The 14,065-nt window shown below is 65.2% G+C and carries 10 protein-coding genes; 5 read left to right on the plus strand and 5 right to left on the minus strand.

Going from position 1 to position 14,065, the window contains the following annotated elements:
* Genes EPB08_RS00475 through pxpB form a run of 4 tightly spaced genes read right to left on the minus strand, consistent with a single transcriptional unit; the run spans position 1 to position 3,159 of the window.
* Positions 1 to 696, minus strand: coding sequence for a DUF969 domain-containing protein (locus tag EPB08_RS00475; protein WP_130617106.1), 696 nt, complete (start codon positions 694 to 696; stop codon positions 1 to 3).
* Positions 693 to 1,484 carry a LamB/YcsF family protein gene (locus EPB08_RS00480; RefSeq protein WP_130617107.1) on the minus strand — a complete coding sequence of 264 codons (792 nt, stop codon included), beginning with the start codon at positions 1,482 to 1,484 and terminating at the stop codon, positions 693 to 695. The genes EPB08_RS00475 and EPB08_RS00480 overlap by 4 nt, the downstream gene beginning before the upstream one ends.
* Positions 1,481 to 2,464: a 5-oxoprolinase subunit C family protein gene (locus EPB08_RS00485; RefSeq protein WP_130617108.1), complete on the minus strand. Its 984-nt coding sequence runs from the start codon at positions 2,462 to 2,464 to the stop codon at positions 1,481 to 1,483. The genes EPB08_RS00480 and EPB08_RS00485 overlap by 4 nt, the downstream gene beginning before the upstream one ends.
* Positions 2,461 to 3,159: a 5-oxoprolinase subunit PxpB gene (gene pxpB, locus EPB08_RS00490; RefSeq protein ID WP_229238160.1), complete on the minus strand. Its 699-nt coding sequence runs from the start codon at positions 3,157 to 3,159 to the stop codon at positions 2,461 to 2,463. The genes EPB08_RS00485 and pxpB overlap by 4 nt, the downstream gene beginning before the upstream one ends.
* A gap of 554 nt (positions 3,160 to 3,713) precedes the next feature.
* Between pxpB and glk the strand changes: the two genes are divergently transcribed.
* From glk to EPB08_RS00515, 5 genes are all read left to right on the plus strand, one after another.
* Complete coding sequence (glk, locus tag EPB08_RS00495; protein ID WP_267873329.1) at positions 3,714 to 4,763, plus strand: glucokinase; 1,050 nt, start codon at positions 3,714 to 3,716, stop codon at positions 4,761 to 4,763.
* Positions 4,764 to 4,869: 106 nt separating this feature from the next.
* Positions 4,870 to 7,812 carry a TonB-dependent receptor gene (locus EPB08_RS00500; protein ID WP_130617111.1) on the plus strand — a complete coding sequence of 981 codons (2,943 nt, stop codon included), beginning with the start codon at positions 4,870 to 4,872 and terminating at the stop codon, positions 7,810 to 7,812.
* Between the two features lie 204 nt (positions 7,813 to 8,016).
* A complete protein-coding gene (locus tag EPB08_RS00505; protein ID WP_229238161.1) occupies positions 8,017 to 9,051 on the plus strand; it encodes a cupin-like domain-containing protein in 1,035 nt (344 codons plus the stop codon).
* 80 nt (positions 9,052 to 9,131) lie between these two features.
* A complete protein-coding gene (locus EPB08_RS00510; protein WP_324615115.1) occupies positions 9,132 to 11,426 on the plus strand; it encodes a family 20 glycosylhydrolase in 2,295 nt (764 codons plus the stop codon).
* Positions 11,423 to 12,487: an acyltransferase family protein gene (locus EPB08_RS00515; RefSeq protein WP_130617113.1), complete on the plus strand. Its 1,065-nt coding sequence runs from the start codon at positions 11,423 to 11,425 to the stop codon at positions 12,485 to 12,487. The genes EPB08_RS00510 and EPB08_RS00515 overlap by 4 nt, the downstream gene beginning before the upstream one ends.
* Here EPB08_RS00515 and EPB08_RS00520 read toward each other — a convergent pair.
* The gene (locus EPB08_RS00520; RefSeq protein ID WP_130617114.1) at positions 12,477 to 13,871 is read right to left on the minus strand and encodes a sensor domain-containing protein; all 1,395 of its coding nucleotides are present in this window, start codon (positions 13,869 to 13,871) and stop codon (positions 12,477 to 12,479) included. The two genes, EPB08_RS00515 and EPB08_RS00520, sit on opposite strands and share 11 nt — an antisense overlap.
* Between the last annotated feature and the right edge of the window lie 194 nt (positions 13,872 to 14,065).

The following is a 14,065-nucleotide window of genomic DNA, read 5'->3' on the forward strand; positions in this document are numbered from 1 at the left end:
TCAGCCGCCCTGTTCGCCGTGCAATTGCAATGCGCGTCGTTGCAGGCGGCGCTGGTAGAGCCAGATGCGCACCGACTGGATGATGAAGGCGACGATGGCGGTCGGCAGAGCCCACAGTGCGATCGACAGCGGCGTCAGGTCAATCCCGTGTTGCGTGTAGAAACCCTGGATCAGCAGCACCGCGCCGAGGGCGATGAATACATCCTCGCCGAAGAAGCGGCCCACATTGTCCGTGGCAGCGGCGACGGCGCGCAGCTCGTCGCGATCATCGTCACTGAGCGTCGGCAGGATTTTTTCCGCGGCAGCTTCGCTCATGGGAGCCAGCAGCGGCCGCACGGTCTGCGCGTGTCCGGCCACGCCCATCAGGCCCAGCATCGAGAGCACTTCGCGTACCAGCAGGTAGCCGATCAGCAATCGTGCCAGGGTCATGGTCCGCAGTCGCGCCATCCATTGCTGGGCGTGCTCACGCAATCCCGCACGTTCCAGCAGGCCAATCGCAGGCAACGTAAGCACGAACATCAGCAGCATGCGCGAGGAAACAAAGCTCTTGCCCAGCAGGGCGAGCAGGTCGGGCACATGCAGTCCGGCCAGCAGGCCGCTGGCCAGGGCCGCGCATACCACCACCGGCACCGCGTTGAAGCGCAGGGCGAAGCCGATCACGATCACCGCTACGCCCAGCAACGGCCAGTAATTCATGCGCGCTCATCCATGGCGTGAGGCGCGCGGATGGCAATGTCTGCGCCTTCCAGCGACGCCCGGAGCAGGCGGGCAAACGCTACGGCATGCGCGCCGTCGCCGTGCACGCACAAGGTGTCGGCCTGCAGCTCGACGATGTCGCCGTCGACCGCGCGCACGCGGCCCTCGCGCACCATCGCCATGGCCTGCGCGATGGCTTCATCGCTTTCGGTGATGACGGCGTCGGCTTCGCGACGTGGCTGCAGCGAGCTATCGGATCGATAGCGTCGATCGGCGAAGGCTTCCGCGGCCACGGGCAGGCCGGCTGCGCGACCGGCTGCCACGAGCTCGGAATGGGCCAGGCCGAACAGGCAGAGCGTGGGATCGAAATCGCGCACCGCCTGCGCAATCGCATCCGCCAGACGGCGGTCGCGCGCCGCCATGTTGTAGAGCGCGCCATGCGGCTTCACGTGGCGCAGGCGGGACCCGGCGGCGTGGGCGAAGCCGTGCAGCGCGCCGATCTGGTACAGCGTCATGGCGTGGGCTTCGGCAGGCGTGACCGCGATTTCGCGACGGCCGAAACCCTGCAGATCCGGCAGCGAGACATGGGCACCGATGGCGACGCCGTGTTCCACCGCGAGTGCGACCGTGCGGCGCATGATGTCCGGGTCCCCCGCGTGGAAGCCGCAGGCGATGTTCGCCGAGCTGACCACGGCCAGCAGGGCGGCATCGTCGCCCATGCGCCAGGCACCGAACGACTCGCCCAGGTCGCTGTTGATGTCGATGGTCTTGCGGATGGCGGCAGTCATGCGGATTCCAGGCGTTGGGCGATGCGCAGTAGCAGTCGCTGCAACCGCTCCTGGCGTTGTGCCAGCCGTTGCAGCGACTCGTCCAGTGAGGTCTCGCGGAAGCATACGGCATCGCCCGGGCGGCGCTGCGCCAGGCGTGGCAGGTCGACTGCCGCGAGCTGGCCGATGCGCGGATAACCGCCGGTGACGGGTGCCTCGGCCTGCAGCACGATCGGCTGGCCCGAGGGAGGCAGCTGCATGGTGCCCGGCAGGGTGGCTTCGGAAATCAGCTCCAGCGGTTCGCGCAGGGCAAGGCGATGGCTATCGAGACGGCTGGCCGTGCGGTTGCTGTCCTTGCTGATGGTGAACGTGGCCTCAAACAGCTGGCGCTGGGATGCCGCATCGAGCTGGTCATAGTGGTGTCCGCGCAGCAGGGCGAGCGGCCTTGGCATGGCATCGAACCAGGGGCGCGGATCGATGCTCCAGCGCAGCGCCCGCGGCATGTCGATCGAACGCTGCGAAGGCCATGGCTCGTGTTCGCCGATGGTGAGCACGTCACCTTCCTGCAGCGCGCGACCACCGAATGCACCCATGCGCGCATGCAGGTCGGTGCTGCGACTGCCCAGCACGACGGGCGATGTGAAACCACCGCGCACGGCGAGATAGCCGCGACAACCCTGGCGCATGCCGCCAAGTCGCAACACGCTGCCGGCAGGCAGAAGACAGCAGGTCCAACCCGGCAATGCGTGCTGGTCGGCGTGCGCGTCCGTGCTGGCACCCGTCATTGCAATCACCGCCGGTTGGGCGAAGCGCAGCGTCGGACCCATCAGGGTGAATTCGAGTGCGGCTTCATCACCGCTATTGCCTACCAGTGCATTGGCCAGCCGCCAGGCGGGCCCATCGATCGCGCCGGCACGTCCCACGCCGAGCGCCGCATATTCGCGGCGACCGCCATCCTGCACGCTGCTCAGCAGTCCGGGCTTGAGGACGGTGACGCTCATCGTTGGCCCGTGATGGCGAGTTGCTCGTACTCGCGCTGCTCGATGGCGCGAAAGCGCACGCGATCGCCGGGTTGCAGCAGGGAAGGCGATGCATCCCGCAAGGCGAACAGGGAGAGTGGCGTGCGGCCGATCAACTGCCAGCCGCCCGGCAGCGTCTGCGGATAGATGCCGGTCTGGAGGCCGCCGATGGCCACGCTGCCCGCGGCGACGCTGAGTCGCGGATCGGCACGGCGCGGCATGGCGAGCATCGGATCGAGCCCCAGCAGATAGGGAAACCCGGGCGCAAAGCCGAGCATCGCGACGCGATAAGTGCCTGCGCCATGTCGTGCGATAGCTTCGTGCTCCGACATGCCGGCATGTCGGGCGACATCGGCAAGATCGGGCCCGAATTCACCGCCATAGAGAACAGGGACGATAACCTCGCGCCCGATGTCGTTCGATTCGGAGGTGTCGTCGAGCAGCGTGCGCACGGCGTCGTGCAATTGCCGATGAGGAGAACTGCCGCTCCATTGCGCCGGATCGAAGCGCAGCAACAGGCTCGCATACGCCGGTACGCATTCGATGTCGGGCCATCGCGCCTGCACTTGTCGCCGTGCCGCGTGCACGCGCGCATTGGTCGCCGGATCGATCGTTTCACCGAAGCGCAGCAGCAGTGCGTCTTCGGCCAATGCTTCCCAGGTGATGTCGCTGTTCAATGCAGCGCCCTGGCATCGGGAATCGAGTCGATGGCGGGGGCCGGTGATCGGGCGGACTTTCGCATGCGGAAGATGCATTCATCGGACATGTCGTCACTGTAGAAGCGCGCCCGCTATGCGGAAAGTCCGTGTGTGGCCGGGCGGGGTGTCGCGCCGACAGGCGCCGTGATGTCCACACGACATGAGGGTCTAGCAACGTTGTCAATTCGGGGGCGTCATATGCCCCGAGGAACCCGGCCGAATGGCCGTCCGTGACCTTCGGCACGGCTAGAAATGGCTCCTCCCGTCGTCGGGGAGTCCGCCGGCGATGGCGCGGCGCAGGACGCCCTGTTCAATGCTTGGGTTCAGCATATCCATATGATTTTAATAAATTAAAAGTTCTTGCTGGCGCCCTCTTATAACCCCGGGGTTATACGGCTTGCTGCGGGGCAGCAGCCCACTTTCTTGTCCGATTGCATCCGATTGTTGACAACGTTGTCAGTCGTTACCAGACTCCGGCCAAAATCGGGTCGCGTTTCACAACAACGTGACGAAGGGATGACGAGGGGATCGCAGTGGGCGAAGGGGTTAGCCGCAGCACGGGCGGATTTTCGGCGGATGGCATGTTTCTCGCGGCCGACGTCGGCGGTACGCACGCGCGCATTGGTCTGGTCAGCCAGGAGCCGGACGGCATTCGCCCGGTCACGGTGCTGCAGTACCACCGCTACGCGTGCGCGGACTGGCCGAGCCTCACTGCCGTACTCAAGGACTTCGTCAGCCAGCTTGATCGCAGCGTGCACGTGGATGCCTGCGCGGTGGCCAGCGCCGGCTATGTGCTGGGCGATGCCATCGTCAACGACAACCTTCCGTGGCCGGTGTCCATCCGCGACATCCGCGACAGCCTGGGTATCAACCAGCTGGCGGTCATCAACGACTTCGAGGCGGTGGCGTATGCCACGCAGTTCCTGAGCCAGGCCGACACCACGCCGGTGATCGACACCGAGGTGCCACACGTGGCCGGCCCGGTGCTGGTCATGGGGCCGGGCACCGGGCTGGGATCGGCCGTGCTGTTGCCGGGCAAGCCTCACGCCACCGTGTTGCCCACCGAAGCCGGTCAGATCGCACTGGCGCCGGGCAATGAGCGCGAGATCGAGATCCTGCGTTACCTGTCGCGCGAACGCACCCACGTGTCGTTCGAGCATGCCCTGTCTGGTCCCGGCCTGATCAACCTGTATCGCGCGCTGTGCGTGATGCGCGATCAGGCCCCCGTGCTTTCCCTGCCCAGCCAGGTGACGCAGGCGGCGCTCGCCCGCAGCGACGCGGCGGCGGTGGAGGCTCTGGATGTGTTCTGCGGTTTGCTGGGCAGTTTCGTGGGCGACCTCGCGTTGCTGTATGGCGCGCGCGGCGGCGTGTTCCTCGCCGGCGGCATCCTGCCGCAGATCCGCGACGTGCTGCTGACGAGCCGCTTCCGCGAACGCTTCTTCAACAAGGGCGTGATGCGCCCTTTCCTGCAGCAAGTTCCCGTACGACTGATGGAACACGGCCAGCTCGGGGTCATCGGCGCGGCCGGCATGTATCTGGACGGCCAGAACGCAAGACCTGGGGAAACCGTAGTACCGCAGTAACGCTTCAGCACTGTTGCATTGAACCGGGCGCAAGCCCAGACAGCCACGCCGCAGCCGGACGACCCACATACATCCGCTGCAGAAACGCCTTCGAGGGGAGGAAACCATGTCACATCGCAAGACTCTGCTAGCAGCAAGCATCATCGCGGGCTTGTGTCTGTCCGGCGCCGTGTTCGCCGCAGACAACGGCCAGGCCGCGCAGTCGCCGTCCACCACCGATCAGGACACCAGCCTGAAGGCGGCGGACAAGAAGGTGAAGGAACTGAGCACCGTCACGGTGACCGGTATCCGCAACAGCCAGGCATTGTCGCTGGACACCAAGCAGGCGGCCGACTCGCACGTTGAAGTGATCTCGGCCGAAGACATCGGCAAGCTGCCGGCCAAGAACGTGGCCGACACGATCGCGCAGATCCCGGGCGTGAACATTTCGGACGCCGCTGGTGCCGAAGGTGGCTTCGACGAAGCCGACCGCGCCAGCCTGCGCGGCAGCGCCCCGTCGCTTACCCTGACCACCGTCAATGGCCATGCCATCGCCTCGGGCGACTGGTTCATCACCGGTGGCGGCGGCAGCCGCTCCGTCAGTTACGCCATGCTTCCGTCGGAAGTGGTCAGCCAGGTGGTGGTGCACAAGACTTCCGAAGCCAACCAGCTCGAAGGTGGTTCGGCCGGCTCGATCGACATCATCACGCGCAAGCCGCTGGAGTTCGACAAGCCGTTCTCGGCCGAAGGCCAGGTGGGCGGCGTGTACTCCGACCTTCCGGGCAGCACCAAGCCGCAGTTCAGCGGCCTGGTCAACTGGAAGAACAACGACAACACCTTCGGCGTGATGGCGCAGGCCTTCTACGAAGATCGCGAGCTGCAGCGCAATGGCCAGGAAATGCTGGGCTATTCGTACATCCCGTCCGGTTCGGCCGCTGCCACGCAGCTGGGCCTGACCGACAAGGGCCATGGCAGCACGGGCGTGTTCTATCCCAACCTGCCGGGTGCCGCGCTGTTCACGCAGGAGCGCAAGCGCAAGGGCGGCCTGGTCGACATCGAGTGGAAGCCGCTCGACAACCTGACCTTCGATTTCAGTGGCTTCTACTCGCACCTCAACGCCACCGACTACAACCGCAACTACATGCTGCGCCTGCGTGATCGTCTGCCGGCCGACACGCTCTCCGGTACCTCGATCAACGACAACATCCTCACCTCGGCCATTCTGGCGCCGCAGGCGGGTGTGTCGCAGGGCATCTACGACATGATCTCGCGTCCTGACGAGAGCGAGTCGAGCCAGTACTACACGATCGATGCGGACTGGAAGACCACCGATCACCTGAGCTTCAAGTTCCAGCTGGGCTGGACCAAGGGCACCGGCAACACCCCGACCCAGGACATCATGGAGATGGACACGGGTTACGGCCAGGGCGCCGCTTACCAGATGAATGGTCTGGGCAAGCCGGTCAACTGGGGCATGACCGGCACCAACAATGCCTACAACCCGGCACAGGTCGGTCTCGACTGGATCTTCGGTGACCAGGGCATCCACGTGGTCGACAAGGAACGCTGGTTCCAGGCCGACGGCGAGTATGACTTCGACGACGCCGGCCCGCTGTCCAACCTGCAGTTCGGCGGGCGCATTGCACGCCACAACCACGACAGCCCGTTCGCCATCAGCCAGGGCCCGAACTGGGCTTCGGCGGTCGACTTCGTCCCGAACTCGTCGCTGTGGCCGGCCTCGACCCAGAACTATCCGAGCGGCTTTGCCGGTGATCTCGGCGTGGGCCAGATGCCCTCGAACATCTGGTACTGGACGCCCGCGCAGCTGAAGGAACTGAACGCGCTCTACGCGAACCGCGCCAGCAGCGGCCCGAACTCGCGCTTCTATCCGAATGACATCTATTCGATGAAGGAAGACAACAAGGCCGCCTACTTCCAGGCCAACTTCGTTGGCGATCGCTGGAGCGGCAACGTGGGTCTGCGTTACGTCTCCACCAACGAGAACATCGGCTACACCTCCGGCTCCATCCAGGAAACCGACCACAGCGGCCAGTACTGCAACTCGCCCTGGTATCCGTGTAATCCAGACGGCACGGGTGGCTGGTACTGGAACTACTACAAGAACCACTACGGCAAGCTGCTGCCCAGCATCAACCTGAAGTACAACCTCAACGAAGACGGCAGCCTGCTGACGCGCTTCGCGGCCTCGCAGACCATGACCCGCCAGGATTACGGCCAGCTGGCTGGCTTCCTGTCGCTGAGTGATCCGCAGGCGGTAGGCGAACTGGGCGGTGGTCTGGGTCCGAACCCGCGCCTGAAGCCGATGATCTCCACCAACTTCGACGCAGCGCTGGAGTGGTACTTCGCTCCGCGTGGCCTGGTATCGGCCAGCGTCTACATGATGGATCTCAACAACTACTACGACTACGGCACGGTCACCCAGACGTACCTCAACAACTACCTCACCTACGGCATCAGCAATCCGTCGCACACGCCGGTGTACAGCCAGTACCTGATCAGCCAGCCGACCAACGTCAACGGCACGCTGAAGGGTGTGGAACTGAACTACGTGCAGCCGATCGGCGAATACTTCGGTACGCAGCTCAGCTACACCTACGCCAATGGCCACACCTCCGGCGGTACCTACCTGTACAACGGTGACGGCACCTACGGCAACAACGTGGCTGCCGGCAACCGTCCGCTGTACGGCACGTCGCGTGACACGGTCAACGCCTCGGCGTTCTTCGAGAACGACCACTGGAACGCACGCATCAACTACACGTACCGCTCGTCGTTCTACGACGGCATGATGCCGGTCCAGGCGGGCACGCTCGGCAACACCATGCCGCTGCTGCCGTACTACCAGGCGGGTGCGGGTTACCTGTCGGCATCCATCGGCTACAAGCTCAACGACCACGTGAGCTTCTCGTTCGATGCAATGAACCTCAACAACCCGACGCTGCGTTACTACGTGTATGGCCACCAGGCCGGTCTGGACTTCGGCAAGGTGCCGGAGGCGTTCTACACGAACGGTCGCCAGTACTACCTGACGGCGAACTTCAAGTTCTAAGTTTCTTCCCGCCAAGGACCTGGCACGATTGCCAGGTCCGCTTTTTCCCGACCCATGGACGACGGGAAAGGGTGACGAAGAAAAGCATCAGGATGCCATCCGCTGCGATGTCGGGACACCGGCATCGCAGTTTTTGTGTCAGCACCCGCAATTTTCGCGCCGGTGTTGCATAGTGCATGACGATTGCGTGGTGGAGGACAGGTCGTGAGCGAACATTCCGAAGCGATACCTGCGCCCAAGGCCATCGAGGAATACCATGCGGAGCCCGGTCGACCCCTGAAGGTGGAAGACCTCATGGGTCGCGATCGCCCGCTGGTGATTCGCGGGCTCGTGCGCGACTGGCCAGTGGTGAAGCTGGCGCTGGAGTCGGACACTGCCTTTGCGCAGGGTATGGCCCAGTGGGACAACGGCAGCGACGTCAGCACGCTGATGGTCGCACCCGAAGCCGAAGGCATCGTCGGTTACACGCCCGACTTGAACGGTTTCAGCTACCAGCACTTCAAGGTGCCGATCACGCTGGGCCTGCAACGGCTCGCGAAATACAGCCGGCGTCCGGATGCACCGGGCCTGGTGATCCAGAGTGCCGTGATCCGCGACTGCCTGCCGGGTTTCCTGGCGGAGCATTCCCTGCCATTCCTGGACGCGAGCGTGGAGCCGCGCCTGTGGATGGGCAACAAGGTCACCACGCCGACGCATTTCGATTCGCAGCACAACATTGCCTGCGTGGTGTGCGGTGTACGCCGTTTCACGCTGTTTCCGCCGGAACAGCTGCCCAATCTCTACGTAGGCCCGCTGGACTACGCGCCGACCGGCGCGGCCATCAGCCTGGCTCGACTGGACCAGCCGGATGATCCCCGTTATCCACGCCTGAAGACCGCGCTGGCGGCCGCACAGGTGGCCGAACTGCATCCAGGCGATGCGATCTACATGCCGCCACTGTGGTGGCACAACGTCGAATCGCTGGAACAGCTCAATGCGCTGGTGAATTACTGGTGGGCCACTCTCGACGTGGAGGGCTATAGCCCCGGCCACGCAAGAGCGGCCCTGTACCACTGCCTGCTTGCCTTCCGCGCCCTGCCGGCTGCCGAGCGCGCCAACTGGGCCAACCTGTTCAACCACTATGTCTTCAGCGACGCGGATGCCGCATCGCATATCCCCGAGCATCGTCGAGGCGTACTGGGTCCGCTCACGCCTGAGACGGTGGAGCTGCTGAAGCAAGGGGCGCGCGCCCAGCTCTGACTCCACGCGTCGATCATCGCAATGCCGTCATGAAGGAACCGCCGGTTCGCCGGCAACCACCGCTATCAGGAAATGCATTCGTGAAAGCCATTGGCCTCCTCTTTTGTCTTGCCATGGTGGGTGTGACCCACGCCGCGACCTTGCCCGTGCTCCCGATGCCGGCACAAGTCAGCGTCGCCAGTGGCAATTTCACCGTAACGGCCGCCACGCCCATCGTGGTGGATGGCCATGACGCCGCGGCGCACCGCACGGCCGACTACCTCGCCGAGCTCACCGCGCGTACGCGGCATCTTTCGCTGAAGGTGGTCAACGGACCGGTGAAGGGGCCGGCCATCGTGTTGCAGCGTGATCCCCATGCGGCGGTGTCCAGCGACGAAGGCTATGTGCTCGACGTGACGCCCCAGGGCATTCGCATCGTTGCGCGTGGCGAGGCTGGCCTGTTCTATGGCGCCGTCACCGCGTGGCAGCTGCTGACGCCGGGCAGCGGCCAGGGCGACGTTCGGGTGGACGCCGTGCATATCCAGGATCAGCCGCGCTTCGCATGGCGCGGCTTCATGCTCGATTCGGTGCGTCATTTCCAGACGACCGGCGAGGTGCGCGCCATGATCGACCAGATGGCGCAGCACAAGCTCAACGTGCTGCATTGGCATCTCACCGATGACCAGGGCTGGCGCATCGAGATCAAGAAGTATCCCGAGCTGACCCGCATCGGCGCATGGCGTACGCCACCCGGGGCCGGTGAGAACGGCGAGCCGCAGCGCTACGGCGGGTTCTACACGCAGGACGAGATCCGCGCCATCGTCGCCTACGCGGCGGATCGGCACATCACGATCGTGCCCGAGGTCGATATGCCGGGCCATGCGCAGGCCGCGGTTGCCTCGTATCCCGCGCTTGGCGTCACCGGCAAGCGCCCGCCCGTGTCGGTGGACTGGGGCGTGCATCCCTATCTCTACAACGTCGACGACTACACCGTGCACTTCCTGCAGGACGTGCTGGACGAGGTGACGGCGTTGTTCCCATCGACCTACATCCACATCGGTGGCGACGAGGCGATCAAGGACCAGTGGGAAGCCTCGCCGTCCGTGCAGGCGCGCATCCGCGAGCTCAAGCTCAAGGACGAGAATGCGCTGCAGAGCTGGCTGATCGAGACGATGGGCAAGTACCTCACGGCGCATGGCCGCCGGCCGATCGGCTGGGACGAGATCCTCGAAGGCGGCGTGCCTCCCAGTGCGACGGTGATGTCGTGGCGCGGCACGCAGGGTGCGATCGATGCCGCCAGGCAGGGACATGACGTAGTGCTTTCGCCGGCGCCGCAGTTGTACCTCGACCAGATGCAGAGCAATCGCGACGACGAGACCACCGGCCGCCTGCCGGTGATGTCGCTGGAGAGCTACTACAACTTCGAGGCCGTGCCGAAGGAGCTGGACGCGGCGCAGGCCAAGCATGTGCTGGGCCTGCAGGCGAACATGTGGAACGAGCACCAGCCCACGATCCATCACGTCGAGCATGCCGTGTTCCCGCGCATGGCGGCCCTGGCGGAAGCTGCGTGGTCGCCGGCGTCGTCGCGCGACTGGCACGGTTTCCTCGATCGCATGCCGGCGCAGCTGGCGCGCTACCGGGCCCAGGATATCGGTTACGCCGACAGCGCCTTTGCGGCCGATATCGATGTGGATCGCAATGCGGCCATCGTCGCCGGTCAGGCGAAGGTGACGCTTGGCAACCAGACGCACTACGGCAACCTGCACTACACCATCGACGGGAGCCAGCCGACGGCCAGCTCGCCGACGTACGTCGGTCCATTCACGGTGAAGCTCCCCACGACGGTGAAGGCGGTGGCGTTTACCAACGACGGCACGCCACTGGCCGGAACGCGTGAGCGCGTGCTCGACACCGAAGCGCTGCGCACGCGCGGTACGGCGGAGATGGACAACTGTGCGGGCAGTGATTTCCGCCTGCGCGTGCAGCCGACCGCCGATGCCACCAGCATGGCGCCCAGCTACGTGATCAACGTGTTCGACAACTGCCGCATGTATCGCGCGGCGAAGCTCGACGGCATCACCCGCATCCGCGTGGACACCGCCCGCCTCCCGCGCAACTACCAGCTGGCGCATGAGGCCAAGCTGGTCGTCTCGCGTCCGGGCAGCACGCCCCAGGGCGAGCTGGTGGTGCGCATGGATGACTGCAAGGGCAAGACCCTGGCCACGCTGCCGTTGCCTGCGGGTGGGCCGATCGCCTTCGCCTTGCAGGGTGCGATGGCGGCGCAGGCCGGCGTGCACGACCTGTGCATGATGTTCACCGGACCCATCACCGGGCCGCTGTACGGCATCGGATCGGCCACGCTGATGCCGGCGACGGCCGCCAAGCCATCCATGTGACCCGGCGCCTCGCATCGGTAGACGCACTGCGCGGCTGCACCGTCGCGCTGATGCTGCTGGTCAACGATGCGGGCGACTGGGGGCACACCTATGCGCCGCTCGAGCATGCGCAGTGGCATGGCTGCACCCTGACCGACCTGGTGTTTCCGTTCTTCCTGTTCGTGGTCGGCGTATCCATTGCGCTGACGATCGGCCCGCGCATCGAACGCGGCGATGATCGCGGCGCGTTGGCACGCGCGGCGATGACGCGTGCGCTACGTATCGTGCTGCTGGGACTGGCGATCCATGTGCTGGGCTGGCTGCTCTATCCGGGGGGACATATGCGTTTCCCCGGCGTGCTGCAGCGGATCGGGTTCTGCTTTGCCGTTGCCGCACTGTTTGCCATCTACACAAGGGCGCGCGTGCAGTGGATCGCCATTGCGGTGATCCTGCCTGGTTACTGGGTGTTGCTGCTGGCCGGCGGCTCGCTCGAGCCCTTCGTCAATATCGCCAGTCGCACGGACTCGGCGATCTTCGGCCGCTTCGTCTACCTGATCGACCCGGCAACGGGCCGGGGGCATGACCCGGAAGGCCTGCTCAGCAGTTTTCCGGCGCTCGCCACCAGCCTGCTCGGGTTGCGCGCGGGCCAATGGCTGCGCGACGGCAGCACGAAATCGCTGCTCGTGGCTGGTGTGCTTGCACTGCTGCTGGGTTATGCGTGGTCGCTGGTGTTGCCCTTCAACAAGAACCTGTGGACGTCCTCGTTCGTGCTGTGGACCGGTGGCTGGGCCATGCTTGTGCTCGCGCTGTTCCACGCGCTGGTGGATCGCCACGGCTGGCCGGCCATGGGTCGCCGCTTCGGCATGAATGCCGTCGTCGCCTACGCAGGATCGGAGCTGATGCAGATCCTGCTGCCTGCATGGGGCATCCAGGACCCGCTCTACCGGCGTGCATTCGCCAGCTGGATCACACCCCTGGCCGGCCCTTACGTGGCATCGCTCGCCTATGGGGTGGCGTTCGTTGCCCTGTGGTGGGCCGTCGTCTACGCCATGGATCGCCGGCAGCTCTACCTCAAGTTGTGATCGGTGCACGGGCGAGGGATACATCCTCGTCGCCCGATTCGTCGGCCATGCAGACGCTGTTGCCGCCGATCTTCTTCGCGCGGTACATCGCGTCATCGGCGGCACGGGTCAGGCTGCGCGATTCGTCGCCGTGTTCCGGGTAGGTGGCCACGCCGATGCTGGCGCAGACCTGTGCCGATCCGACGGTGAGCTGGAACGGTTCGTCGAGTGCGACACGCAGCTTCTCCGCCACGATCAGGCTGTCCGCCGGGTGTTGCAGGCCATTCAGGAGCACGACAAACTCGTCGCCGCCCACGCGGCCCACGACATCGCCTTCGCGCACGGCATGCCGGATGCGCTGCGCGGCTTCGCACAGCAACACGTCGCCGACATGGTGGCCATGGCGATCGTTGACGTCCTTGAACTTGTCCAGGTCGAGGTAGAGCAGGGCAAGGCAGCCGCCAAACCGTCGCGCCTGTTCCAGTGCCGCGTCGAATTGCTGGTAGAACAGGTCGCGGTTGGCGAGATCCGTTAGCGGGTCATGGCGGGCGATGTGGTGCAATCGCGCTTCCGCTTGCTTGCGCTCGACAGCCGCCGCCACCTGCGTGGACACGAACTGCAGCAGCTCCTTGTCCGTCTCGGTGTAGTGCGTGGCGTTGGAGTAGCTTTGCACCACCAGGGCGCCGATGGTGATGCCGCGCGAGGTCAGTGGCGCGCCGAGCCAATGCACGGCATCCGTGCCGATGACCGGCAGCGAGGGATCGGAGGGATGAGTGGGCGTGAACAGCAGCGGCTGGCCGCTGCGGATCAGCTCGGCCGTCAGCGTGCCCGAATCGAGGGGGCGCGGCGCGGGCCGCTCATCGATCTCGTCCACCCAATAGGGAAAGCTCAGTTCGTTGCGCGCATGGTCGTACAGCGCCACGAAGAAGTTGTCCGCCGGCAACAGCTTGCCGATGATGCGATGGATCTGCTCGAACAGCGACGACAGGTTGTCGGTGGCATGCGCGGCCTCGGAAATGGCGTGCAGTGCCGAGGTCATCGATTCGGCCTGCTTGAGTTCCGTGATGTCGCGCGCAACGGCGATGCGCACGCGGTCGGTCTCCGACCAGCGCGCCGACCACATGATGTGAACCACCTTGCCGTCCTTGCGGACATAGCGGTTCTGGAAGTGCGGTTGCGGTTGCCCCTGCATGATCGCGGCCGCCGTGCGCAGGGTCAGGTCGCGATCGTCGGGATGCACCAGCTCGATCATCCTCCGCCCGATGACCTCCTGCGGCGCATATCCGAAGATGCGTTCGTAACTGGCACTGACGAACACATAGCGGCCCTGCTCATCGACCACGCAGATCGCGTCCCACAGGAGGTCCATGATCTTGGTGAGCGAGGAGGGCAGCACGGTCTGCATGTCGTCACCCGGCCCGATGGCGGGTGACAGGACGCGGAGGGACGCGGCACGGTATCGGGCGAGCGGTGCCCGATGAGAGGTGGAGCCAGACGTGGATGCAGTTGGCGGTCATGGCTGGCGCGGCGAAAGGGGCCCGACGTGGGCCCAATATAGGCGCTATGCCGCCACTGCGCACGTGAAAAGCAGGCCACCGG

It is taken from the genome of Dyella amyloliquefaciens (genome assembly GCF_004296575.1).
In the GTDB taxonomy this organism is placed as follows: domain Bacteria; phylum Pseudomonadota; class Gammaproteobacteria; order Xanthomonadales; family Rhodanobacteraceae; genus Dyella; species Dyella amyloliquefaciens.

Coding starts and splice junctions, on each gene's coding strand:
- EPB08_RS00475 (WP_130617106.1), bottom strand. CDS start 696: ATGAATTACTGGCCGTTGCTGGGCGTAGCGGTGATCGTGATCGGCTTC.
- EPB08_RS00480 (WP_130617107.1), bottom strand. CDS start 1,484: ATGACTGCCGCCATCCGCAAGACCATCGACATCAACAGCGACCTGGGC.
- EPB08_RS00485 (WP_130617108.1), bottom strand. CDS start 2,464: ATGAGCGTCACCGTCCTCAAGCCCGGACTGCTGAGCAGCGTGCAGGAT.
- EPB08_RS00500 (WP_130617111.1), top strand. CDS start 4,870: ATGTCACATCGCAAGACTCTGCTAGCAGCAAGCATCATCGCGGGCTTG.
- EPB08_RS00520 (WP_130617114.1), bottom strand. CDS start 13,871: ATGCAGACCGTGCTGCCCTCCTCGCTCACCAAGATCATGGACCTCCTG.